This is a genomic window from Flammeovirgaceae bacterium SG7u.111 (assembly GCA_034044135.1).
Classification (GTDB): Bacteria; Bacteroidota; Bacteroidia; order Cytophagales; family Flammeovirgaceae.
This window is the reverse complement of the sequence record CP139021.1, coordinates 5,446,088-5,470,669: the sequence shown is the minus strand read 5'-3', so window position 1 is coordinate 5,470,669 and position 24,582 is coordinate 5,446,088. Positions and strand designations below refer to the sequence as shown.

25 protein-coding genes are annotated in these 24,582 nt (G+C 38.0%); 18 read left to right on the top strand and 7 right to left on the bottom strand.

Annotated features, from left to right (window positions below; all coding sequences use genetic code 11):
• The first annotated feature begins 120 nt into the window (after window positions 1-120).
• Window positions 121-777: a class I SAM-dependent methyltransferase gene (locus R9C00_21270; GenBank protein ID WPO34234.1), complete on the top strand. Its 657-nt coding sequence runs from the start codon at window positions 121-123 to the stop codon at window positions 775-777.
• A gap of 65 nt (window positions 778-842) precedes the next feature.
• On the opposite strand, the gene R9C00_21265 is transcribed toward R9C00_21270, so the two are convergent.
• Window positions 843-1,823, bottom strand: a complete 981-nt coding sequence (locus R9C00_21265) for an NADPH:quinone oxidoreductase family protein (protein WPO34233.1) — start codon at window positions 1,821-1,823, stop codon at window positions 843-845.
• Between the two features lie 309 nt (window positions 1,824-2,132).
• Here R9C00_21265 and R9C00_21260 point away from each other — a divergent pair, with 309 nt between their 5' ends.
• The 6 genes from R9C00_21260 (at window position 2,133) to R9C00_21235 (ending at window position 7,526) form a co-directional block, all read left to right on the top strand.
• Entirely contained in the window at window positions 2,133-2,507 is a 375-nt protein-coding gene (locus R9C00_21260) for a hypothetical protein (protein WPO34232.1), read from the top strand.
• Between the two features lie 405 nt (window positions 2,508-2,912).
• Window positions 2,913-4,427, top strand: coding sequence for a sigma 54-interacting transcriptional regulator (locus tag R9C00_21255; protein ID WPO34231.1), 1,515 nt, complete (start codon window positions 2,913-2,915; stop codon window positions 4,425-4,427).
• Between the two features lie 141 nt (window positions 4,428-4,568).
• The gene (locus R9C00_21250) at window positions 4,569-4,901 is read left to right on the top strand and encodes a thioredoxin family protein (GenBank protein ID WPO34230.1); all 333 of its coding nucleotides are present in this window, start codon (window positions 4,569-4,571) and stop codon (window positions 4,899-4,901) included.
• A 35-nt stretch (window positions 4,902-4,936) separates the two neighbouring features.
• Window positions 4,937-5,710: a HAMP domain-containing sensor histidine kinase gene (locus R9C00_21245; protein WPO34229.1), complete on the top strand. Its 774-nt coding sequence runs from the start codon at window positions 4,937-4,939 to the stop codon at window positions 5,708-5,710.
• 400 nt (window positions 5,711-6,110) lie between these two features.
• Window positions 6,111-6,830 carry a 3'-5' exonuclease gene (locus R9C00_21240; protein ID WPO34228.1) on the top strand — a complete coding sequence of 240 codons (720 nt, stop codon included), beginning with the start codon at window positions 6,111-6,113 and terminating at the stop codon, window positions 6,828-6,830.
• Window positions 6,831-6,962: 132 nt separating this feature from the next.
• Complete coding sequence (locus R9C00_21235; GenBank protein WPO34227.1) at window positions 6,963-7,526, top strand: acetate uptake transporter; 564 nt, start codon at window positions 6,963-6,965, stop codon at window positions 7,524-7,526.
• Between the two features lie 69 nt (window positions 7,527-7,595).
• Here the strand turns inward: R9C00_21235 and R9C00_21230 are convergent, their stop codons facing one another.
• The gene (locus R9C00_21230) at window positions 7,596-8,003 is read right to left on the bottom strand and encodes a hypothetical protein (GenBank protein WPO34226.1); all 408 of its coding nucleotides are present in this window, start codon (window positions 8,001-8,003) and stop codon (window positions 7,596-7,598) included.
• 616 nt (window positions 8,004-8,619) lie between these two features.
• Here R9C00_21230 and R9C00_21225 point away from each other — a divergent pair.
• The 8 genes from R9C00_21225 (at window position 8,620) to R9C00_21190 (ending at window position 16,452) form a co-directional block, all read left to right on the top strand.
• The gene (locus R9C00_21225; GenBank protein WPO34225.1) at window positions 8,620-9,087 is read left to right on the top strand and encodes a hypothetical protein; all 468 of its coding nucleotides are present in this window, start codon (window positions 8,620-8,622) and stop codon (window positions 9,085-9,087) included.
• A 2-nt stretch (window positions 9,088-9,089) separates the two neighbouring features.
• On the top strand, window positions 9,090-10,034 hold the full coding sequence (locus R9C00_21220; GenBank protein WPO34224.1) for an SDR family NAD(P)-dependent oxidoreductase: 945 nt from the start codon (window positions 9,090-9,092) through the stop codon (window positions 10,032-10,034).
• Between the two features lie 40 nt (window positions 10,035-10,074).
• On the top strand, window positions 10,075-10,479 hold the full coding sequence (locus R9C00_21215; GenBank protein WPO34223.1) for a nuclear transport factor 2 family protein: 405 nt from the start codon (window positions 10,075-10,077) through the stop codon (window positions 10,477-10,479).
• 43 nt (window positions 10,480-10,522) lie between these two features.
• Entirely contained in the window at window positions 10,523-11,428 is a 906-nt protein-coding gene (locus R9C00_21210; protein WPO34222.1) for a helix-turn-helix transcriptional regulator, read from the top strand.
• Between the two features lie 57 nt (window positions 11,429-11,485).
• A complete protein-coding gene (locus tag R9C00_21205) occupies window positions 11,486-11,812 on the top strand; it encodes an EthD domain-containing protein (protein ID WPO34221.1) in 327 nt (108 codons plus the stop codon).
• A gap of 7 nt (window positions 11,813-11,819) precedes the next feature.
• Complete coding sequence (locus R9C00_21200) at window positions 11,820-12,488, top strand: NAD-dependent epimerase/dehydratase family protein (protein ID WPO34220.1); 669 nt, start codon at window positions 11,820-11,822, stop codon at window positions 12,486-12,488.
• A 375-nt stretch (window positions 12,489-12,863) separates the two neighbouring features.
• Window positions 12,864-13,415, top strand: a complete 552-nt coding sequence (locus R9C00_21195) for an NADAR family protein (GenBank protein ID WPO34219.1) — start codon at window positions 12,864-12,866, stop codon at window positions 13,413-13,415.
• 442 nt (window positions 13,416-13,857) lie between these two features.
• Complete coding sequence (locus R9C00_21190; protein ID WPO34218.1) at window positions 13,858-16,452, top strand: glycoside hydrolase family 2 protein; 2,595 nt, start codon at window positions 13,858-13,860, stop codon at window positions 16,450-16,452.
• Between the two features lie 104 nt (window positions 16,453-16,556).
• Here R9C00_21190 and R9C00_21185 read toward each other — a convergent pair whose 3' ends face one another.
• Complete coding sequence (locus R9C00_21185) at window positions 16,557-16,838, bottom strand: hypothetical protein (protein ID WPO34217.1); 282 nt, start codon at window positions 16,836-16,838, stop codon at window positions 16,557-16,559.
• 73 nt (window positions 16,839-16,911) lie between these two features.
• Between R9C00_21185 and R9C00_21180 the strand changes: the two genes are divergently transcribed.
• Entirely contained in the window at window positions 16,912-17,088 is a 177-nt protein-coding gene (locus tag R9C00_21180) for a hypothetical protein (protein WPO34216.1), read from the top strand.
• Between the two features lie 213 nt (window positions 17,089-17,301).
• Here R9C00_21180 and R9C00_21175 read toward each other — a convergent pair whose 3' ends face one another.
• The 4 genes from R9C00_21175 to R9C00_21160 all read right to left on the bottom strand — a co-directional run bounded on the left by R9C00_21175 (window position 17,302) and on the right by R9C00_21160 (window position 21,027).
• A complete protein-coding gene (locus R9C00_21175; GenBank protein WPO34215.1) occupies window positions 17,302-17,469 on the bottom strand; it encodes a hypothetical protein in 168 nt (55 codons plus the stop codon).
• Window positions 17,459-18,040, bottom strand: coding sequence for a zeta toxin family protein (locus R9C00_21170; protein WPO34214.1), 582 nt, complete (start codon window positions 18,038-18,040; stop codon window positions 17,459-17,461). The genes R9C00_21175 and R9C00_21170 overlap by 11 nt, the downstream gene beginning before the upstream one ends.
• A 303-nt stretch (window positions 18,041-18,343) precedes the next feature.
• Window positions 18,344-20,215 carry a tetratricopeptide repeat-containing sensor histidine kinase gene (locus tag R9C00_21165; protein WPO34213.1) on the bottom strand — a complete coding sequence of 624 codons (1,872 nt, stop codon included), beginning with the start codon at window positions 20,213-20,215 and terminating at the stop codon, window positions 18,344-18,346.
• Between the two features lie 452 nt (window positions 20,216-20,667).
• On the bottom strand, window positions 20,668-21,027 hold the full coding sequence (locus tag R9C00_21160; protein ID WPO34212.1) for a nuclear transport factor 2 family protein: 360 nt from the start codon (window positions 21,025-21,027) through the stop codon (window positions 20,668-20,670).
• 191 nt (window positions 21,028-21,218) lie between these two features.
• On the opposite strand from R9C00_21160, the gene R9C00_21155 reads away from it, so the two are divergent.
• Together R9C00_21155 and R9C00_21150 are read left to right on the top strand one after the other, a co-directional pair.
• A complete protein-coding gene (locus R9C00_21155; GenBank protein ID WPO34211.1) occupies window positions 21,219-21,977 on the top strand; it encodes a LytTR family DNA-binding domain-containing protein in 759 nt (252 codons plus the stop codon).
• A 172-nt stretch (window positions 21,978-22,149) separates the two neighbouring features.
• Window positions 22,150-24,537: an FtsX-like permease family protein gene (locus R9C00_21150; protein ID WPO34210.1), complete on the top strand. Its 2,388-nt coding sequence runs from the start codon at window positions 22,150-22,152 to the stop codon at window positions 24,535-24,537.
• Window positions 24,538-24,582: the final 45 nt, after the last annotated feature.

Here is a 24,582-nt window from a genome sequence, read left to right as displayed (position 1 = left end):
AAAGGGTAATGTAGATAAATAAATAAAAACCATCGTGTGCAATATTTTGTAAATCTGGTTTAGTCTGTTATATTTAGAGAATTACTAGCAATTACATGAGTCCAACCAAAAGCCTAGCATATGTTGAAATCTATCGTAGATTATCAGAACCCAAATTCTCTGGCTCTTAGAGCCCGCAAAAAACGTTTTGACTTCTTCCTAAAAGAAATAGAGCCTCTTCCCCGTCCCGCAAAAATTTTGGATGTAGGAGGAACACAAGGTTTCTGGGAAAACATGAATTTTACCCACCACAAAAACTTTCAAATCTATATATTGAATTTGCAGCATCAGGAAATGAAATACCCTCACTTTACCTATGTGAACGGTGATGCTACCGACCTGCAGCAATTTGATGACGGTTTCTTCGACTTAGTATTTTCTAATTCGGTGATTGAGCATTTGTTTACTTGGGAAAACCAAGTGAAAATGGCACAAGAAGTACAGCGAGTGGGCAAGAACTATTTTGTACAGACACCAAATTATTGGTTTCCTATCGAACCACATTTCGTATTTCCTTTCTTTCAATATTTACCCAAAAGGTACCAAGTAGAGTTAGTGAGTAATTTCAATTTGGGCACAATCCAAAAAAGTAATAATAAGGAACGGGCACACAAAATAGTGGAAGAGTTCAAACTGTTGACTATTACCAAAATGAAGGATTTATTTCCCGACTCAAATCTTTACTTGGAAAAATACTTAGGGATGACCAAGTCTATAGTAGCCTATAAAATTAATTGAGAAATAGGGTTTACCAATACATAATAACAGGCATAGTCGGGTTTCAACTATGCCTGTTATTTATTTTACTCACTCACTTTTACCACTGCCTTTCCTTTCACTTGGCGATTGGTAATGCTAAGGATGGCGTCGGCAGCTTTTTCTAATGGATAGACCTTTGAGATATGAGGTTTTACCAAGCCTTTGCTAGCCATTTCGCCTAATTCTAACATGTTTTGGTAGTTCTTTTCTGGGTATTTTCTCCAGAAAGAACCCCAAAAAACACCCGTTACGGAGCAAGCTTTCAGAAGAACTAAGTTGAGAGGTAGCTTTGGAATAGAGCCAGCTGCAAATCCTACCACCAAGTATTTTCCTCCCCAAGCTATCCCTCGGAGGGCAGGATCGGTCATGTCCCCACCCACGGGATCGAGCACGATATCTACCCCTTTTTTATTGGTCAGTTCTTTAATTCTAGCCTTCAAATCCTCTTCTACATAATTGATTGTTTCGTCAGCCCCTTTGGCTTTGCAAATTGCGAGCTTCTCTTCCGTAGATGCTGCAGCTATCACTGTTGCCCCCATGGCTTTGGCAAGTTCAACAGCAGCAAGACCAACTCCACCAGCTGCACCAAGCACGAGCACAACCTGCCCAGCTTGCAGTTCGCCACGGTCTTTGAGGGCATGATAGGCAGTGCCATAGGTCCAAATAAAACCTGCTGCAGTGTCGTAATCAAGGGTTTTGGGCTTGGGAATAACGTTGTAAGCGGGTGCGGTGACCTCTTCGGCATAACCTCCCCAGCCTGTAGTAGCTATTACTTCGTCACCAAGCTTTAGGTGGTTTACTCCTTCGCCAAGCTCTTTTACTACACCTGAAACCTCTCCTCCTGGTGAAAAAGGCATTTCGGGCTGGAATTGATACCTACCTGCAATAATAAGCGAGTCGGGGAAATTGACCCCTGCAGATTTGACCGAAATAAGGATTTGACCTACACCAGGTTTTGGAGATGGTACGTCTTCCAGTTTCAAACTTTGTGGCGTTCCGAACGCCCTACAAACCATTGCTTTCATATCTATATTTTTCAGCTTTAATAAAAAATTGTCTGTCTTAAAAAATGTTGGGGCAAAGATAAACATCGGTTATTCGCCAAACAAAAGCTTTTTCTTTTGGGATCTAGACTAGGTGCACTATTTTTAGATATGCTACAACGGTATTTTTTAAAGAAACTTAGATGCAGGCTCCAACTCAATTAGGCAAAGAAAAAGACATTTATTATCAGGGCTTCTGTCTTGATCTTCTCGTTATAGCTTTTTTCTTCTTAAAACCTGACAATCAATCTTATTAGTAGTTATTTGACCGAGTCTATACGAAAAGGATCTTTGGGAAGATACGTCCTGACTTTTGAAAGCCTTAAGGTAGATCCATTCGATGCCTCTCTACACCTGACTGATTTTACATTAGACCTAGATTCTGCCAGTGCTGTAAATTTGCTGGATTTGGCTATGGAAGTGAAAAACTTTTTTAAAGTAAGAGTGTCCACATTGGTGTTGGATGTAGAAAGTATTTTATCCATTTATTTTATAAGTAAGCTCAATATAGAAGACCCTTACATTGAAATGCTAAAGGTTGCTGGGGAAAAGCAGAAAACCCATGAGACATTGGAAATATATTTGATTCGACAAATGCATTGCTCAAAAAGAAAAGTCAACATATCTTTTTTGCAAAAACAAAGTTGGTTTACTTTGAGAGAGTGAAGCAAAAAGTATTTTGAACTACTTTAGTAAAATTAGTTTAAGCGGTGTGTAGTAATACAGGTATCAGTAGTCATAAAATGATATCAAACATTTTGAGAACAAAAAATAAGGCAGAATCACTTTGATAAGTGTAAAATAGAAACTAAAATAGTAATGAGCATAACTGGTTTTATGCGAAAAATAACATTAACTTGGTTGTAGAACCAGCTAAGTACTAACTTAGTACTATCAATCGAATAGCAATAACAAAACAAGTACTGGTATTTTGCAAAGTTTGGAGAAGAGATACCCTAATATCTCGGAACTGAACTTACGCGGTTTCCGCCAAATGACACTGGTGTAAATACTTTTTACCTAATACCTTACAACTTAAACTTATTACGATCATAGCTAAATACGTATAATATGGGCGCTGTAAAAGGGGGCAAAATCCTCTATGTAGATGATGAGCTGGAGAACTTAGACAGTTTTAGTTTAGTATTTTTTCGTGAATACGATATTCTGACGGCTTCTTCGGCACGTGAGGCAATGGGGATTATTGAGCAAGAGGCAAAAACTTCTGCCCCTATCCAACTCTTGCTCACCGACCAACGGATGCCTCAAATCACAGGTATCCAGCTTTTGGAAATGGTGAGTGAAAAATATCCTGATATTGTTAAAATATTGATTTCAGGGTATAGCGACTTAGAGGTAGTGACCCAAGCTATCAATAAGGTAAATGTGTATAAATATGTGAACAAGCCTTGGGAGAAAAATGATCTTCAACAAACTATTTCACTCGCCCTTGGTCATTATAGCCTCAAACTAGAAAATAAAACCCTTCTTACGAACCTCAAAAAAGTAAATTCAGAGCTGGAAAACTCTAATAGGGAGCTTACAAAAGCTCTTGAAGAGGTAGAGATACTCAAAAATAAACTCCAAGAAGAGAATGTGTATTTGAGAGAGGAGATTGAGCTTGATAAGAACTTTAAGGAAATAGTTACGCAAAGCTATAAGCTAAAGCAAGTCCTAAAAGATGTAGAAAGCGTCTCTGATACTGATACTACCGTGTTGATATTAGGAGAAACGGGGACGGGAAAGGAGCTCATAGCTAGGGCGGTGCACCATATTAGTAACAGGAAATCACACCCGATAGTGAAGGTGAATTGCGCAGCCTTACCCCCTCAGTTGATAGAAAGTGAACTTTTTGGACACGAAAAAGGTGCTTTTACTGGGGCGAATAACCGTAAGATAGGAAGGTTTGAACTAGCTAATGGCGGTACTATCTTCCTTGATGAGCTGGGGGAAATGCCTTTAGATGTGCAAGTAAAGTTACTGCGAGTCCTTCAAGAAGGAGAGTTTGAGCGAGTGGGTGGTACTAAAACGATAAAAGTAGATGTACGCTTATTGGCTGCTACCAACCGGGACCTGAAAGTTGAAGTTGAAAAGAATAATTTCAGGGAAGATTTATATTATAGGCTTAATGTATTTCCAGTCAATTTGCCTGCGCTTCGTGATAGATCTGAAGATATTCCATTGCTAGCAACCCACTTTGTTGAAAAATATGCAGTGAAGGTCGGAAAGAAAATTGATAGGATTCCTAAAAAAACCATGGAAAAACTGGTAAGGTATTCCTGGCCAGGAAATGTTCGGGAATTGGAGAATATTATTGAAAGGGCAGTTGTTGTAAGTCAAAACAATATTTTGGAAATAGGTGACTGGCTTGATTTCAACACAAAGAAGAAAGCGGATGCTAAAACTGTCGTTTCACTTGAAGAAAATGAAAGGCGTCATATCCTTCAGGCTCTCAAAGCAGCTGGAGGAATTATCAGTGGTGAAGATGGTGCTGCAGCTATGCTAAAAATAAATCCTTCTACCTTGCGCTCCCGCATGCAGAAGTTGGGTATAAAGCTCAATAAAAAGTATGATGAGATTTCATAAAGTTGCGATATATCGCAACTTTATCCCCTCCTTTTAACATGTGAAATACCATACAACTATTAATTAAGTGACTGTATGTCAGATATTTGAATTGTTTTGGCATTTGCTTTGTAATCTTGTATAGCAAAGACAAACAAAAAAATGTATGACTATTACACACAAACTGAACTAAAGACTCTCCTTGAAGCAAGAACCTTAGTTGTAGCGTCATTCACAAAAACATCTTGTGGAATTTGTCATTTAGTTGATTATATGTTCTTTGATTTAATGAGACATTTCCAGTATCAGTTCATGTATGTGAAAATAGATATAGAACAACAACCAGAATTAGCTAATAAGTTTGACATCATTCAAACACCAACTATTTCTATATTACACGGTCAGGATGTTCATTTGAACTTGGCAGGTATTTTTACAAAACAAGAATACAAAGAGGTAATCGGAAAAATGATTAACACGACTAACATTGATTAACACTATCATTAATAACAGTACCAAATTAACTTAAAATGATACTACACGAAAGTGTTAAAAGTCAACCTTCTTTCTGGGCGATGTTTAGTAGTGCAAAGGACAGAGAGAATGAGTTGATAAGGGAGATAAAGTCTTTAAACAAAGCATTAGAGTTGTTTACTTATAGTACTTCTCATGATCTAAGAGCTCCAATTACTACAATGATGGGCTTAGTAAATCTGATAGATAGGGAAGAAGATGTAAAAAATGTGAAACTCTATACACAGATGATGAGAAAGAGTCTTGAAAAGCAAGATTTTTTTCTTCAAAACATCTCAGAATTACTAAAAATAGCACGGTTAGAAGTAACCAAATCAAAAATTGACTTACACTCCCTAATCGAAGAGACATTCGATCACTTGAGTTACCTTGACGGAGCTCATGAAGTGGAGAAAACAATAGATATAAAAAATAGTCACCCAGTAGTGATTTCAGACAGAGTAAGGCTCTGGGTAATGCTTAACAACTTACTTTCAAACGCAATTAAATTTCAGCGAGTTGATAGTGGTAAAAAGAAAATAGAAGTTGAGGTTATTGTCACTAAAAAAAGAGTTAAAATCATTATTTGTGACAATGGAATAGGGATAGAGCCAGAACATCAAGATAAAGTTTTTGATATGTTTTACAGGGCTACAGATTATAATACAGGTTCTGGTCTCGGGCTTTATATTGTGAAAGAGACGCTTAGTTCACTTGATGGAAAAATAACCATAACATCAAAGAAGAATAAAGGAACATGTGTTGAAGTTCAAGTTTCGAACTTAGTTTAGAGCTTACATTATATAGATATATTATTTAAGATTTTAAGTTTTAGTATAGGTTTAATTGTTGAATTGTTTTGTAAACTAATCTGACAGAAAAAATTGCGCAAAGCTTGCTTCATAATTAGTCTTATTTATTAGGGATTTAAGGCTAATAGGTTAGAGGAGGGGCTTAAAGCGACAGGCAGACTTTACTAGTATAGCTATGAGTTACACATTGGACTACCCATTCCTCTTGGATTGGGTAGTTTTGTTTTGTTCTGGCTACTAAAAATTGGAAGATGTACAATCACCTTATTAGGCTAGTAATTTGTGCGAAAGCTGTTGGTTTCCTAAACTATTTTCCTAAATTGGACCATTCAGTTTAGCGAGCTTGTTTAAGTTATTTTTCCACCTATTCCCTAAGATATTGAAAGAGATCAATCCTGTAAAAAACCTACTTTTTATAGATATAGAAACCGTTCAGCTCACCAAAACACTGGGAGAACTAGACGAACGCCTTCAGAAGGAATGGATACGAAAAGCTCCAAGATTCGACAAAGAACACCCTCCAGAAGATGTTTATCAGAGCAAGGCGGGGATAATGGCAGAGTTTGGAAAGATCATTACCATAGGCTTGGGCTACTTTAGCAAAGACAAAGACGGTACGGTGCAGTTTAGGGTGAAGGCGATCTCCGGAGATGTTGAGAAGGATGTTTTGGTGCAGTTTAAAGAGCTGATTGCAGAGAAGTTTGATCAAAAAAAGCTCTTGCTCGTAGCCCATAACGGAAAGGAATTCGATTACCCTTATTTGTGCCGAAGGATGCTTATCAATGGTATCCCCTTGCCGCCAGTGCTCAATTTGCTTGGCAAAAAACCGTGGGAAGTTCCTCATTACGATACCATGGAAATGTGGAAGTTTGGCGAGCTGCGCCACTATGTTTCCCTCGACTTGCTTGCCACGCTTTTTGGATTGCCCTCCAGCAAAAATGATATTGACGGTAGCCAAGTAGCCAAGGTGTATTACGAAGACGATGACCTGGAAAGAATAGCGACGTATTGCCAAAACGATGTAGTGGTTACGGCAAGAGTGTTCCTCAAAATGAAGTCCTTACCAGACCTGCCCGAAGAGCGGATTGTGCGGGTATAGAGTACCAAATAGTTCCTGATCTTTTCCCCAAAACATGACATAAGTCTTGTTTCTAGCTAATGAAACCCTGATTTATTCCTCGGGCTGGGGTATAGTTTTGCCGCTTTAATACCAACTTTTTAATGTAAAAAAATGAGCGACAAAAAATTAGGAAATCCGGCGGTGGTAGGCCTTTCTGGCTTTGGACTAACAACACTTTTATTGCAATTTCATAACATTGGTTTGATAGGGATAGGACCCGTACTTGCCATGGCAGTTGCCTTTGGAGGCGGAGCGCAACTCATAGCGGGCTTCATGGAGCAAAAAATGGGCAACAACTTCGGCTTTACGGCATTTACAGCCTACGGTGCATTCTGGATAGGTTTAGCTATTATCTGGATGCTCAACCACTATGGTATTTATAAGTCATCGCATACCGACGTTGGCTATTTCTTGGTGGCCTGGACGCTTTTTACAGTCATTTTGTGGATAGGATCTTTGTTTATCCATACGGCTATGGCATTCACTTTCACTACCCTCCTCATCGGATTTATTTTGCTAGATATCGGACATTTTGCCGACCCGGTTTTCAACGTAATTGCCGGCTACGAGCTTATTGTTTGTGCCTTGGCAGCTTGGTACATGATGGCGGCTATCGTTATCAACGATGTGGCTGGCAGACCGATCCTTTCGGTAGGGAAACCCTTGTTGAAGTAAGCATTTCATGTTTTTGGATGAAAAATTTTGCAACTGGTCAAGGTTTTTCATCCAAAACATATGTTAGAACTAGTATTCATTCTCTTCTTCCACATCCAGAAGTTCTTCGGTTATTTCATTTTCTTCATCCCCTCTAGATTTCTCTAACAAATAGATAATGACAATTGGGACGACGTTGATCATTACAATATAATCAGTCTGATTAGGGTCATAAGAGAACATGAATCCAGCCAGTTGAAATCCAAATTTGAAGGAAAGGTCACTAGTAAAATCGACTCCTATAGTAGCTTGAATTCCAGCGAAAAAACTATAGATTATTCCAAAAGCATTTATGTTTAAAACCTGTAATAACTGGTTGACTATGGAAAGTTTTACTCCGTTTTCTACTTCACCTTTTATTAGTTTTCGCCCACAAACTATGGAGAATACGTAGAGAGCAACTGCTAATAAAAAGAATAATACTGACGTGCCTGCCATGGCGGCTGTGTCCAGAAGCGCCCAAATCACTATCCCAATTCCAGCAGCACCCCTGCTATTTGGTAGTATCCTATATATTTTAAATTACTATTCATGCTGGTTGTTTTTTTACAGTTAGCATCGAAGTTAATGCAATGTGCACGTTTTTAGAAATTAAATTTACTGATTCCTTTAGGAATGCAGAATTCATTTTCCTACCTGTTCTTCTGAGGGTTAGCGTAGCGTTTTCTCAGAAGTATTTCTCTGGAAAATCTCCTGATTTGCAAAACCTCTGTGGGCAGGATGTGGCTCTACGGAGAACTTATTGGCATTAAAATTCAAGACCAGCTTCGTCTCTCTCAACAAAGTTTTTCATACATTTATACCGTGTTTTTTTCTCCTCAAAACAAGAAAGGGGAATTCAAGACATAAGAAAAATAACAGCCGCTGTGGAACAGCTACAGTGGTTGATACCCACCCAAATACGGCGGGTATCAGGAATTGTTGTGATATACAAATGTTGTGTGCAAAGCTGTAAAAACAAAAACAGTAAATTGATTTAAACAATCAGTAATATGCTTAATTCCTTTCAATAAAAAGCCTGCAATTTTGTGGTATAAAATCACAAACAATTGAAATGGCAAATTCAAAATTAGTTTCTTTCGAACTTTCACACTTCTATCCAAATATAGAACTTCAAAAATTCTGGGAGTTTTTCGTTGACTACAAATGGTATTCTCAATCCGAAATTATGGCGGGAGAAGTTGTTGTCGTTACAGAAGGAACAGACCACCCACAAGGCTTGGGAGCTGTAAGAAAAATTTTGATTGGAGATATAAATCTTACCGAAAATATTGTTGGTTTCGACCCACCAAATTATTTCAGTTATGCTGTACACGAAGGGGGTATGCCTGTAAATAAATACAGAGGCGAATTTTTCTACGAATCCAATAATGGCGGAATGATATGGAAATACAAAGGAAGCTTTGAGCCAAAATATTTCGGTACAGGTTGGTTTTTTAAATGGTTTCTAAAATCAAGAATGAAATCACAACTTCCTGTATGGGAGAAGGGGTACAATTCTTATCACAATATAAATACCTAACTATGAAATTAGTAAATGCAAAGACACGTATTTTACTCAAACTGTTTCTTCCTCAACGAAAAAAAGCCAATCCTAAATATGCAATTCCTGAGTCAGATAAAAATTTGTCCGGGAAAACCATTGTCCTCACAGGTGGAACAGACGGCATAGGAAGGGTAGCCGTTGAAATGCTTTATAAAATGAATGCAAATATTGTTTTGTTAGCACGAAATCCCCAAAAAGTCCAGAAACAAATCGAAGAATTGAAGTTGCCTAAAAGGCAAAATAGAATAGATTTTGAAGATTGTGATTTGGTATCTATGAGCAGTGTAAAAGATTGTGCCAATCGTATTTTAAAGAAATACGACAACATAGATGTTCTGGTAAATTGTGCAGGGATTAATTCTACCGATAAAGCAGTTAGTAAAGATGGTTTTGAATTGAATTGGGCTATCAATTATTTAGCGCCATACCTTTTAACCAATCTGCTATTAGAAAGGCTGAAGGAATCAGCATCCGCTCGCATAGTGAATATTACTACGAACACCGATTTTTTGGAAAAAATAAACTTCGATGAAATTGAAAAACAATCTGATTTTGATACCGATGATAATTATTCCGCATCCAAACTATCATTGAATATGTTTTCCATTGATTTAGCTGAAAGACTTAAAAACAGCGGTGTCTCGGTAAATTACCTTTATCCTGGATACATCAAATCGAACTTATTGCGACACCTGAAAGGAGGAGCGAAACTAATGCAATTTATGATGAATATTATGGCATCACCAACCGAAGTTGGTGCAGACAGAATCGTAAGACTAGCCATATCATCTGAATATAAAGACGTTACAGGAGTATATGTAGCAGAAGACCAAATTACGCCACCTCATAGCGAAGCTCAAATAGAATCAAAAAGAGAAAAGCTTGAACAAATTACAGTAAAGGCATTGAACCAATGGTTGTAAAATTAAATTGAACAATTTTTTAATAAAAAATCTAATTAAAATGGAGAATTTAAAAAGCACTGAAGCTAATAGAGTGTTAGCACAGAAAGTAATAGAAGCAATTAGTAATGATAATTGGGAATATGTAAATGAAGTTTTTGCAGAAGATGCTGTTGTCTGGGTAGCTGGTAGTATGCCAATTTCAGGCACACATACCAAAGATTTTGTAATTGTAGCTGGTAAAAGAACAAGAGAAGGTTTTCCTCAAGGACTAAGCCTTACTGCAAAAGGCATGACAGTAGAAGGTAGTCGGGTTGCCATTGAAGCTGAATCTCTTGGAAAGCATATTAGTGGTAAAACGTACAACAACCATTTTCATATTCTAATGGAAATTAAAGACGGAAAGGTTTGTACATGGAAAGAATATATGGATACCATGCACGCAAATGATGTGTTTTTCGGGTAATTTATTCAAAGAAATCTGATATGTAAATCATTATATTAACAAGATGAAAGAATTTAGAGAAATAAAATCAATTAGTCAGATGCATCACCTTTTAGGATTGAACAAGCCTATGCATCCGGCAATTTCATTGGTTAATATGAAAGATGTGAAACTCTCTAAAGAGCTGTTCAATCAAAAATACATTTGGGATTTTTATATGATTTCTTTAAAATTCGAGAATTGTGAACTTCAGTATGGCAGACAATACTACGATTTTGAAGAAGGAACGTTGGTCTTTAGTTCTCCTGGACAAGTATTCGAAGCAAAAAAACAACCTGAAACATTAAATGAAAACGGTTGGGCATTATACTTTCATTCAGATTTAATTCAAAAATCTGATTTAGGCAAAAACATAAAATCATATGGTTTCTTTTCTTATAAGTCCAATGAAGCGTTACATCTATCGGAAAAGGAAAAGGAAAAAATCTCACGATGCATAGATGCAATAGAAGACGAATGTCAGCAAAATATAGACAAGCATAGTCAAACCGTAATTGTATCTAATTTGGAATTATTACTCAACTATTGCAATAGATTTTACGACCGTCAATTTTATACCCGTAGTACACACCAACAAGATGTTGTAGAAAAAATAGAAGAATTATTGGTGAATTTTTTTAATACGGACAATTCCATACAACAAGGGATTCCAACTGTAAAATTTTGTGCAGACCAAGTGAATCTTTCGCCAAACTATTTGAGTGATTTACTGAAAAAAGAGACAGGAAAGAATACGCAAGAGCATATCCATTCTCACCTTATTGAAAAAGCTAAAAATCTATTATTGTCATCAAATGCATCCGTAAGTGGTATTGCTTACGATTTAGGTTTTGAGTATCCACAGTCATTCGGAACCCTTTTTAAAAAGAAAGTTGGTATGTCACCAAATAAATACAGACAATTAAATTAATTCTAAAATAAAAAATCAATGGTGAAATATTTAACCTTCGCAAAGCGAAAAGACGGAATGTCGCACGAAGATTTTGCAAACTACTATACAAATCAACATACACCTTTATGTGTTGAACTTCTTCCTATTTTAAAAAAATGCACCATAAGAAGAAATTTTCTTCTGGGTAACCAGATAATTTACCCTCAAGGCTTTTCAGGAGAATTAGAATATGATGTAGTAACAGAATCTATTTGGTCAGATCCAGAGGCATTCAATCAATTTCGAGAAGATATTAATAACACGGAAATTCAGGCAAAGATTAATGAAGACGAAATGAACCTTTTTAAACCTGGCTCTATTCGGGTAGTTATGGTTGAAGTTTCCGAACATAAAAACGAATAACTAAGTTATGAAAGTTATATTAACAGGTTCAACTGGTATGGTTGGTAAGGGTGTGTTGTTGGAATGCATCGATGATTCAACAATTGAAAAAATTTTATTAATCAACAGGAACTCAATTGACATTTCTCATCCCAAGATAAAAGAGATTTTACACAAGGATTTTACAAATTTTAGCAACATTAAAGCAGTCTTTAAATACTATGATGCTTGTTTTCATTGTATGGGTGTATCATCAGCTGGTATATCTGAAGAAAGGTATTATAAACTCACTTATACAATTTCTGAAGCACTAGCTAATGCAATTTATAATGTAAATCCTAATATACTTTTTACATATGTTTCAGGTGCAGGAACAGACAGTTCTGAGCAAGGTAACTCAATGTGGGCAAGAGTAAAAGGCAAAACCGAAAATTTTATTTTAAACAAAGGTTTTAAGGATGCTTATGTGTTTAGACCAGGAGCTATTTTACCTGAACGTGGTGTAAAATCTAAAACTAAACTGTACAATTTTTTCTATGTTATCACTAAACCAATTTTTCCTTTATTAAAAAGAATGAAGTCAGTAACCACCACTTCTAGAATTGGACGCGCAATGATTAATTTATACAATAACCCGCAATCCTTAAAGCATCTAGAAGGTGCTGATATAAATAAGATTGCCAAAATAAAAGGATAAAAGCATAGCACACAATAATGTGTATAAGCAATATAGCGGTTTGAGTTCCAGCTTGAACCGTTTTTTTTCATTTTATTAAAGTATATTGTATTTCGTAAAGTAGTTGTATAAAGCCCACTACTGCTCATACACGAGACCGTTGGCATTCACCCTATACTTCTGAGAGTTAGCGTAGCGTCTTCTCAGAAGTACTTCTCTGGAAAATCTCCCGATTTGGGAAACCCTTGTGGGCAGAATCTAGCCCTACTGCCTTTCAATGTGTCAATCGGGATATTGACTATTTTTTATATTTGTGGAGAGGAAAAACTCTACGAATATCAAGTCGGGGACGCCCCTTAGATTCACATTGAAATAGCAACCATAAAAAATAAGACCATGAAATATGACAAAGATTGGATGAAGGAAAAATATAGTAATGATGGAGGAGTTGAATATTTATTTTTTTGGGGACATCAACCGAGAAAAGACGGTCAGATAGGGATGTCATGTTTAAGCCAATGGTACGAAAGAGAATTTGAATACGATGGAATAAAATATTTAACAGCCGAGCATTGGATGATGGCTGAAAAAGCCAAGCTGTTTAGAGATAAAACAATTCTTGAAAAAATATTGAATTGTAATTCACCGAAAGAAGCAAAGAGCCTTGGAAGAAAAGTCAAAAATTTTGAGGGAAAGAATTGGATAGAAAATAGAGAAAGAATAGTGAAAAACGGAAACTATCTGAAATTCAAACAAAATAAAGAATTGTGGAAATACTTAGATGGAACGGGAGATAAAGTTTTAGTGGAAGCAAGTCCATACGATAAAATTTGGGGAATAGGCATGAAGAACGGAGATAAAGGTATAGAAAATCCAATTAATTGGAGAGGTTTGAATTTATTGGGATATGCATTGATGGAAGTAAGAGATAAATTAAGAAACGAATAAAAAGAAGGATGCTGCAAACAACTTGCAGATAATATTTCGGGTAAAAGCCCGTAACATCAGCCCCGTTCTTCTGAGAGTTAGCTCAGAAATATTTCTCTGGCAAATCTCCTGATTTGCGAAACCCTTGTGGGCAGAATCTAGCCCTACTGCCTTTCAATGTGTCAATCGGGAGATTGACTATTTTTTTTATTCGTGGAGAGGAAAACTCTACGAATAGCAGGTTATGGCGACACAAGCTATCAAATTATCTCATCATCAGGTTATCAACTCCCTTGAATTCCCCCCTTTTTCACTATAAATTGCAGGAGCGTTTTTTTTTACAAAATCCTATACTTTTAACAGGGTATATTTTTTTTAAAATCACCATTACTAACCAACATAAGTTTTCTGATTCCCAGGTCAAGGTAAGCTTGTGTGTTTTTAACGATTAATGAAATTCAACATGAAGAAGAACTTGAACTTGCTTATTTTGGCAATAAGCGCACTTTTTAATTGGGGTTGCCAGTCGGGCAGCTCTCCCTCAACTCCTTTTACTATGGAACTCAATCAGAATTGGCAGTTTAGAAATGTAGGCAACGACACTTGGTCGTCTGCGACAGTGCCTGGTACGGTACACACCGATTTGCTAAACAACAATGAGATTGAAGATCCTTATTACCGGCTCAATGAGCACGACTTGCAATGGATAGACAAGGAGGATTGGGAGTACCAAACTAGCTTTAGTGTATCTGCCGAGGTACTTTCCAAAGATAAGGTTGCCTTGGAGTTTTTGGGGCTAGATACCTATGCAAGCGTATATCTGAACGATTCGCTGCTTATCAAAACCGACAACATGTTTAGGGAGTACACCGCCGATTGTAAGCCCTTGCTCAAAGAAGGCGAAAATACCTTGCGCATCCTTTTTGAATCACCTATCACCATCGGCTTGGAAAAGTACGATGGGTACGATTACAAAATCCCAGTTTCCAACAACGATTTGGCAGAGATCGGGAACGTTCCAGATGGGAAGTACGTGAGCGTGTACACCCGAAAAGCTGGCTACCATTTCGGTTGGGACTGGGGGCCTCGCTTTGTGACCTCTGGCGTTTGGCGACCGATCAACTTGAAGGCTTGGAACGGTTTTGAAATAGAAGATATTTTTATCCAGCAAAAGGAACTGGGTGAAAAAGCATCGATGCTCGCACATGTGGAGGTTTCATCGCTATCTGCTTCTGAAGATGCTTCTGTAGAGATAATGGTGAATGGGAAAAGTATAAAGACTGAGGCAGTAAAGCTAGTGACTGGTGCAAATAAGCTTAGTATCCCTTTTGAAATTCTTGACCCCAAAAGGTGGTGGCCCAACGGAATGGGCGAGCAATACTTGTACGATGTAGAAGTGAAGTTGACTAATAAAAACGTAGCCGATTCGGGCAAAAAGCGTATTGGACTCAGAACGGTAAAGTTGGTGACCGAGCCTGATGAAATAGGGACTTCGTTCTATTTTGAAGTGAACGGGCATCCGGTATTTATGAAAGGGGTAAACTACATTCCCCTCGACCTGTTTCTCACCCGTGTGACGGATGAGCGCTACGAGCAAACCTTGCAGTCTGCCGTAGATGCCAACATGAATATGGTCCGGGTTTGGGGCGGTGGAGTTTACGAAAACGATGTTTTTTACGAGAAATGCGATGAAAAAGGGCTGCTCGTTTGGCAAGATTTTATGTTTGCCTGCGCCATGTTCCCCGGCGATGAAGCATTTCTAGAAAATGTGAAGCAAGAAGCTATAGACAATGTAAAACGCCTCCGAAATCATCCATCTATTGCCCTTTGGTGTGGGAACAACGAGATTTTGGCTGCTTGGGAAGGCTGGGGCTGGAAAAATCAGATGATTGAAGAGCAGTCCCAAGAAGTGGCGGATAAGATTTGGAAATCGTACCAAGATATTTTTCACAAGGTTCTTCCTGAAGCTGTAGCAGAATTCGATGGGGACCGAAGGTATTGGGCTTCCTCTCCAAGTACTTCGATGGGCGTTCCAGAATCTGCAACAAGAACGGCTGGAGACATGCACTACTGGGGCGTTTGGTGGGGCAAAGAACCTTTCAAAAACTATGAAACCGTGATGCCTCGCTTTATGTCTGAGTTTGGTTTCCAATCCTTTCCCGATTTCTCTACCGTGCAAAAATATACCGCTCCCGAAGACCACGATGTATATTCGGAAGTGATGGAATCGCATCAGCGCTCTACCATTGGCAATGTGACCATTGAAGAATACTTGGTGAGGCATTACAAACAACCCAAAAATTTTGAATCCTTCTTGTACGTGAGCCACCTATTGCAAGCCAAGGGAATAGGTTTTGGTATGGAAGCCCATCGCCGAAATAGGAAGCATTGCATGGGTTCGTTGTACTGGCAGATCAACGATTGCTGGCCGGTGGCATCTTGGTCGAGCATCGATTATTATGGCAAGTGGAAAGCCTTGCACTATCGCACTAAAAAAGCTTTTGAAGACCTGCTGGTTTCTTACGAATACACCGATGATAGCTTGAAAGCTTTTGTGATTTCCGATTTGCTAGAACCTGTAGAAGCGGAATTGAAATTAACATTGATGGACTTTGAAGGAAACAAGTTGGAAGAAGTAGGAAAAGCCATCACCGTGAAGGAAAACACTAGCGAAGTTTATATTGAATTGATGCAAAATAAGCTGCTGAAAGGTAAGAATAAAAAGACAGTGTTTGTAGTTGGCGAGTTGGTACAAGGCGATAAAGTGCTGAACCAAAACATCCATTTCTTTGCGCCACCCAAAGATTTGGCTTTGCCTAACCCGGATTTGAGCTATGAAGTGAAAGAAGCAGTCGACCAGTTTGAGGTGACGGTAAAAACCAAGAAGCTTGCCAAGGACGTGTACCTCTACACCAGCTCCACCGCCAACTTTTCCGACAACTATTTCGATTTGCTCCCCGGCAGTGAAGTCACCCTAAGTATCCCAAAATCTGCGGCAAGTGATTTGGCAGCTTTCAAAGAAGACTTGAAAGTGATGACTTTGGTGGATAGTTATTAGGTTTAATCTGTAAAAAACTACTTGTAGAGACGCCCGAGTCGGGCGTCTCTATCAAATTATTCGGTCATTATACGCTGGTAAAGGAATCTTGCTTTTTATTCCTTTTATCTTGTAAACTGAGCGTAAAAAGCAGTAATAAAAAATAAGATAATAAGACTTAGATTACTTATTAAGCCTGTTATAGCCCATTTTTTATTTTTCTTCATTTCAGCGAAGCTAAAAACAAGACCGGCTACATTGGCCCCAGTAGAAATAATCATAGCAAAAGCAAAAAAGATAGCATCCTCTTTTCTTAATTCCAGAAATTCGGCAAGGGAAGCTACAAGTATCGTAATCATTAAAATCACCACACTTACTATAAGAGCCCTAATTGTTTTGAGATTCATTTTTCGAGAAAATTTATATTTTATGGGGGCTAAAATAACTTACAATTTTAATGTGCCCAAACAAAACACGAAAATGAAAAAACTACTCATCACCCTTATCGTACCCTTCTTTTTAATTTCTTGTGAGAAAAAAGAAAAGGAAGAAACTGCAACAGTAGAAGTTAAAAAAGCCGCTGCCAATCCTGATTTGGAATACAAAACTTATTCTTCTGCGAAAACCGATTTGGTGATTTCGAGGGCTGAATATTAAGATAAACTCTACGGCTTTTGGCTGGGGCAGTGCATTGCCAACTGGATGGGTCTGGTCACCGAGATGGATAAGATTGGCAACATTGGGGAAACCAAAACGGGTGATTTTTACACTCGAGAAGATTGGGGCAAGCCAGACCTGCCCAATATCTTGTAGGAAAAGCCTAGCGACCTTTCCCCACCATCTTCTTTTCTCACTGGTCTAACCTCTTTTCTACTTTTTATACTGCCCAATATTATTTTTGGAGATACTCTCGGCAGATACTTCAACTATTTTTTCTCCCCTAGAAATTACTATGGGGCTTTTTTTATATTTCTTGAACTCTATGAGTTTCAGGTATGCTTTTTCTAATCCTTCAATTATCTTATCGCTATTTTCCATCAATTTTATATTTTTTTAAGAGGTAATTCCACTTTTCTGTATTTGATACCTTGCTAGTTTTAAGCCCTTTTTTGGCAATTATCTCATAAGGTTCGCCCGAATTATCAATCAACATCCATTCGTCAACTTTTGGTTCGTAGATATTGAAGAAATTTTTTAACCCGTTTTCATATCTTCTTCTAATCACATTTCCAGGAATATGGTGTCCACCTTCTTTTACACGAATTTCCACTCTTTTTACGGCAAGCTCTGGCGTTCTTAACCAGAAAAATAAAAGAATTACCTTATAACCATTTTCTTTTGCCTTGTTGACAAGGTTCTTATAGCTTTTAGTTGCAAGGGTAGTTTCAAAGGCGAAGTCTTGACCCGTTTCTATTAAATGTTGGATTTTGGTCAACATTAACCTTCCTGCGTGTACAGCAGATTTTTCAGGGTTAAAAGGAGAAAGCCCTCTTGCAATTTCATCTGCATTTACAAATTCTTCACAGTCTAATACTTCTGGAAGAATTGTGTAAGAAGCAGTAGTTTTTCCTGCACCATTACAGCCCGATATGATGTAAAGTTTTTTCACAAAAAGCCTTTTTAAACAAATCTAAACTTTTCTTTGGGATAGCATCACTTTAAGCATTAAACATTTTAGTCAGCTAGGACAAAGTGAAAAAATAAGATCAATTCAATTTTCTCTTCAACCTAATTCTGCCTTCCCTTCAGCTCAGATGCCCATGTGCTTGGGATTGCTTTTGCCAACTCATTTTTGATGTTCTTGAGGCTTTCATCGTTTACCAAGGAAAAAATAGGAGGGAGCTCTACCTGTCAGGTCAATCATTTGTTTTGCTTCATTTTGCAATTGAGCAAAACAAATGAGTTGGAAATCTTAAATAGCTTCAGAAACGCGTTTTGTCTCTTTTTCCTTATAAAGAGGGAGGGTTATATGAAATGAAGTACCCTTGCCTACTTCACTTTCTACTTCAATCTGTCCACCATTTTTTTCTAACAACTCTTTACAAAGCATCAGCCCCAAACCACTGCCTTTTTCACCAGAAGTGCCTTTCATACTTTTATTAATCTGCTTACTGAAAAGCTTACTTACTCTTTCCTTATCTATTCCAAGTCCGTTGTCCCTAATAGTCAACGTGATTTCATGTAGGTTTGAATGAGAAAAGATCTCTACTTTTCCGCCTGTTGGGGTGAATTTGATAGCATTGTTCAGCACATTTCTGATCACGGTATCTACACTTTTTTCATCAGCAAAAATGAAGCATTCATTCAGCGTATATGCTTCAACGGTGATGTATTTATTTGCCGAGGCTTCGGAAAATAACTCCACATTTCGCTTTGCCAATTTACTTATATCTACCTTCTGCTTATGAACGGTGAGCTGGTTATTTGTAGTCAGAGCCCAAGAAAGAAGATTGTCGAGCAATAGGTTCACATTTTTAGTCTGTCGGTTGATTTTTTCCACAAACAGTTTTAGTTCCTCTGGGGTCATACTTCCCATGTGGTTCATCAAGAGTTCCATAAGCCCAGTTAGGGAATTGAGAGGGCTGCGGAGGTCATGGCTAATGATGGAAAAAAGCGTATTGTTTGTATTGACCAAGTGCTCTAATTTTAGATTTTGGTTATCGAGCTGCTTGTTTTTTTGCTTGGTATGGATGAGGTACAAAATAGTGAGCGCAATGAGCAACGCAAGCATTATCGTTCCTATAATTAGGTAATTGGTTCTCTTTTTTTGGTATTGCAGATCGAGCAATGCCATGAAATGTGCTTGTTCTTTTTTTGCTACATCATATTCTGTTTGCATGCGTATGAATTGTTGATCACTCTCATATGACATGTTTTTTACCTTTTCCTCCAGTGCTTTTATTTTAAAATGATCTTCTTTTTCTTTGTCGCCTTTTTGTTTAAAGCTTTCTACCAGATTAGAGTAAATTCCATTTTTCACATTTGGCCAGTCCTTGGTCGAAAGTTGTTGTAATGTATTAGTAAGTATAGCAATGCTTTTATTTGGTTGACCAAGCTTATTATATAATCTTGAAAGGTTGAAGTAGCCATTGGTATAATAGCGTATTTTGCCAGCATCTTCCCATAGTTGGATTGCTGCTTGGTAGTAATATAGCGCACTATCGTGTTTTTGAAGATGCTCAAAAGAATAACCTAGCTCATTGTAGGATATTGGTATGTAGCCAGATATGTTTTGTTTTTTACTTATTTCAAGAGATTTGTAAGAGTAAATCATTGCAGAATCTATTTGACCAAGTTCTTGGGATATGGCCGCAAGGCGATGGTACTTTCTACTCAGGTCTCTTGAATAAATTACAGAATCCTTTGGGGTGAAATAGAGGTCGTGAAGCTGCTTTTTTGCCTTATCATATTGTCCTAATCTTCTGAATAAGTCTGCAATATTAGTGCTAGCTTTATAAGAGAGCGATTTGTTTTCAAGAACTTTTGCCAAGTCTTCCACTTTGGCAAAATGTCTCAAAGCATTTTCATATTGAAATAAAAGTTCTTCAGTACGGGCCAGCTTGCGAAGGTTTTCTAGGTAAGTGCTGTCATACATGACATCGTTATTGCGAAGCCATTCTGTATATTTTTCAAGGGCTTGGGCATAGTCCGCATTAGCAAAACAGCTATCTGCTTGTTCAGAAAGTTCATTCTGAGCTTGTACACATAAGAAACTAAATAGCAAAAAAATGCTACTAGAATATTTACCTAGTTTTATAAGTAAAGAAAGTGGTGAGTTTTTCATGCGTTAGTAGCTGCTCGAAATTAATGTGTATTTGAATGGTAGTAAGTTGTTTGGCTACGTACTTGTTATGCTCGCAAATCTAGATTGTTTTGATCGTAAGTGCCCTTTTAGGCTGAACCGCCAAGTTGCATAAATATTGTCAAAAAAAATACCCCTAATTTCAGGGATTTTGATGAATACGAGTGAAGCGTGATGTGTTTAATTCTTTTTTTAGAAGTACAAAAATAAGGGATATTTTCAATTGCCAACTATTTTTTGAAAGTACTTAAGTACTCATTATCAGCGATTAATTAACATTGTATATTTGGGAAATCAGAAAATATAAACTAGTAGTATCGGTCTGAACACACAGAAACCGCTTCCGGATTATCCAGAAACGGTTTCTATAAGGTTGTTAATAAGTCTTTACAGTTAATGGCTTAGCGCATGTTATACTACTATCCAAGCTTTATTTAGCTTTTGTAAATAAACTTCTCGTTTACAATTTGCCCGTCTTTCCAAGTCTGCACTGCTACTTGAGTATAGTTCATGTCACCCCACTCTTTATGGCTATAATCGAATGCCCACTCAACAGTGGCAACACCAGCTTCTTCACTTATTAGCGTATTTTTTACTTCACCGCTGCGGAACTCGGTTAAGTTGTTTACAAATGCCTCTTCATATTCCCTGCAAACTTTCTTACCTACTCTCAAAGGAGTATCGTTATCTTGCATTACCACATCTTCAGCATAAAATTTCTCAAAAGCGCCTAGGATATCTCCTCCTAAAATCATTTTGTTGAGCTGCTCTACATTCTCTTTTATTGATGCCATTGTATTATGTAATTTAGTTGTTAATGATATAGATGTATAAACATATAATGTAAATGATTGTTCCTCGAGTCATCAAAATTTTTTAATTATTTTTGAAAACTACCATTTTAGGCTTCTGAGAAGACCTAAGTGCCAATAGAATAGTATTATTTTTCAAGAAAGAGAGTACCGAACTAACAGTTTTGCGCCAAATGCAGATAAGAGAAGAAAATAGAGTAGTCATAAGTAGCCTGTTTCTATCAGTGCTTTCAGGTCTATTTTTAGGTTTTTCTCTCTTTGTGTATCAAGCATATAATATTCCCACTGGCATTTCCGCTTCGGGGCATTCTCTAGGGTTGAGGGCTTTGGCTTTTGGGCTAACTACTTCGCTCCTTTTTGCAGGAAATGAATATATATACCACCGTTTTTTAAAACTTAAACTTCTTCTGTGGAGAAGCTGGGAAATATGGTGCGGGGCAACCGCTACTTTTTTACTGTACAATTATTTTTGGAACTGGTTTGATCTCTTACCAGAAACCTATTTCAGGATGTTTGCCGAGTACTTCGGAATCATCATAATTCCCCTGTCAGCAGCCTATTTTTTTGAAAAAAATGCTTTTAAGGAAAAAGAAACTCAACAAGAGCTTCCTCTAGTATTCACTTCTTCCAATGGAAAACAGTCCATCCAAATGGAAGCAGAAGACTTTTTGTATGCCAAGGCGGAGGATAATTATGTGAAGATTTTTTATCTGAAAAATAACGAACCCAAAAGTGTTTTGTTGAGAGAAAAGCTTTCAAACATAGAAAAGCAGTTGATCGTGAGCCAATTTGCCCGCTGTCATCGCTCATATTTGGTGAATAAAGCCAATATTTCCCATGTGGAAAAGAAAAACCAGAGAGTGCTGCTCCACTTAAAAAATGTGGAAGACCCTCTACCAGTTTCAGCTTCTTATGTACAGGAGTTTTCTTGAAATTTAGGATAAGACTTTTCTGTCTTGTAGCGCACAAAAGTGTTCGTGAGCGGGCAAAATAAGGTTGGGTGGCGAAAAGAAAATATTTGTAAGTTATTGATAATCAAAATTATAAAAACTGGTATTAATCTTGGGATTACGCTTTTATTATTAACCCAAAGCCTACCTCTTTATGCTTAAGAATTACATTGTCACAAGTTTCCGTAACTTTTCCAGAAACCGCCTTCATACATCCATTAATCTGATTGGGTTGTTTCTGGGGATTTTGAGTGCCTTCATTATCTATCTCAAAATTTCCTTTGAGTATTCGTTTGATACCTATCATTCGCACCCCGAAGAAATTTACAGGATAGTAAGCACTGATACCGAGTACGGAACTACCGAGACCAACCGAGGTGTTCCTCGCCCGCTGCCCGAAGCCTTACGGACTGATTTTCCCGAGCTAGGTCCTGTAGTTTTTGTCGATGATCAGCTCTTAGGTGTGGTGATAGTAGAAGAGGATGGGGAAAGGAAAAAATTTCAGGAACAGGAATCCATGCTGACATTTGCCGAGCCAGGCTTTTTCGATTTGTTCAAATACCAATGGGTATCGGGTTCGCCAATGGTCTTGAACGAGCCCGGAAAGATGGTTATTTCTGAGAAGTTGGCTGTCAAGTATTTTGGAACTACAGATGCCATGGGCAAGCAATTGACCCTCGACAATGAATACCTCCTTACTGTGGGCGGAATTGTGAAAGATCCTCCTTACAATACGGTGATACCTTTTCATTTGGTAGCATCGAACAGCACTGTTTGGGACGATAGAGATAACGATGAATGGGGAAGTACTTCTTCGAGCCATGAAGTTTATTTCCGCATCCCTAAAGGAGAAACACCTGCAAAGATTAACGAGCGCTTGGTTGATTTTGTCAAAAAATATCGTGGCGACCAAGCCCAGTTTCTAAAGTACGAGGTTCAAAATTTACAAGATATCCACTTTAGTTCCGACTGGGGTGCATATGGTGCCCAAACACCTATACAAGTGTTGGTATTGCTCATTGCCATCGGCATTATGTTGATCATCACCGCATGTATCAACTTCATTAACTTGAATGCTAGCCTAATTTTCACCCGAGCGAGAGAAGTGGGCATAAGGAAAACATTGGGTAGTAGCAAAAGGCATGTGATGTTGTATTTTATGACTGAAACATTTCTCATCACCATTATGGCGTTAGGCTTGGCTTTGTTGTTATCGGGAGAAGCCGCTCGTTTGCTTGCACCAGTTTTAGGAGAAGGGATTTCCCCCGATTTTTCCAACCCAAATGTTTGGGTCTTCTGTGCAAGTATCATGGTAGGAGTGACTCTTTTTGCCGGATTGTATCCTTCCTTTATGCTTTCTGTACTTGATCCTGTGAGGGCAATCAAAAACAATATAGATAACAAGTTTGGAAAAAAACTCAATGTGAGGAAAGGGTTGGTAATTGCCCAATTTGCCATTTCCCAAATCCTGATCGTATGTACGATTTTGCTCATGCGCCAGCTCAATTACTTGCAAGAAGCCAACTTGGGAATAGAAAAAGAAGCTGTGGTGGAGTTTGGGACATTTGCGCAAGACGATGAAAAATTACAGGTGCTCAAAAATGGACTTATGCAGCATCCAGATATCAAATATGTTACCTTTTCCAACTCTGGGGCAATTTCGGGAAGTACTTGGAATAGTAATTTTCATCTAAAAACAGCAGACTCTCTTTACGAGAACGAGGCGCAAGTAAAACTGGTTGATCCTGATTTTCTGGACACATATGGCATAAAGCTTTTGGCTGGTGAGGGATTAGTTTTTACCGATTCGGTGGAAAGATTTTTGGTGAATGAAACGTTGGCAAAAAAGCTTGGCTTTGAAGACCCTTACGATATTTTGGGAAATGAATTGCGGCTTTGGGGAATGACCGCCAACGTGAAAGGGGTAATTGAAGATTTCCATACCCAAGCTCTTCATGATGAGGTTGATCTGACCGTAATGTTAGCCTCAAGACGTAATGCGTATTACATGGCAGCTATAAAGCTAGAGGGCGAATCGTTTAAAAGTGCCTTGAGCCATTTGGAAGATGAGTGGGAAAAAGTATTGCCAGAGTTTGTATTGGAGTATGATTTCTTGGACGATAATATAGCCGAATTGTATGAAACGGAGCAAGAGATTTTTGTGTTGTTCCAGCTTTTTGCCGGCTTGGCTATCCTGATAGGAGCTATCGGTTTGTTCGGCTTGGTTTCGTTTGTGGCTAACCGCAAGCAGAAGGAAGTCGGCGTGCGAAAAGTGTTGGGGGCGAGCAAGGCAAATATCATGAAAATATTCACTATGGAATATCTCTGGTTGCTCTTGCTTGGGTTTGTAGTTTCCACCCCGGCAGCCTATTTCATTATGGATGCTTTGTTCACAGAGTTTTATGTGTACCGGGTCGACATCAAATGGGATGCGTTTGCCATCGGTATTTTCCTGACTTTTGCGGTTGCGTTCCTCACGGCGGGCTACCACACCCTACGCTTGATATTTGCCAACCCGGTAGATTCTTTGAGAAGCGAATAGTTTTCCTACTAAAATTTTCTAATTTTTAGGGTTGCAAACGTACCT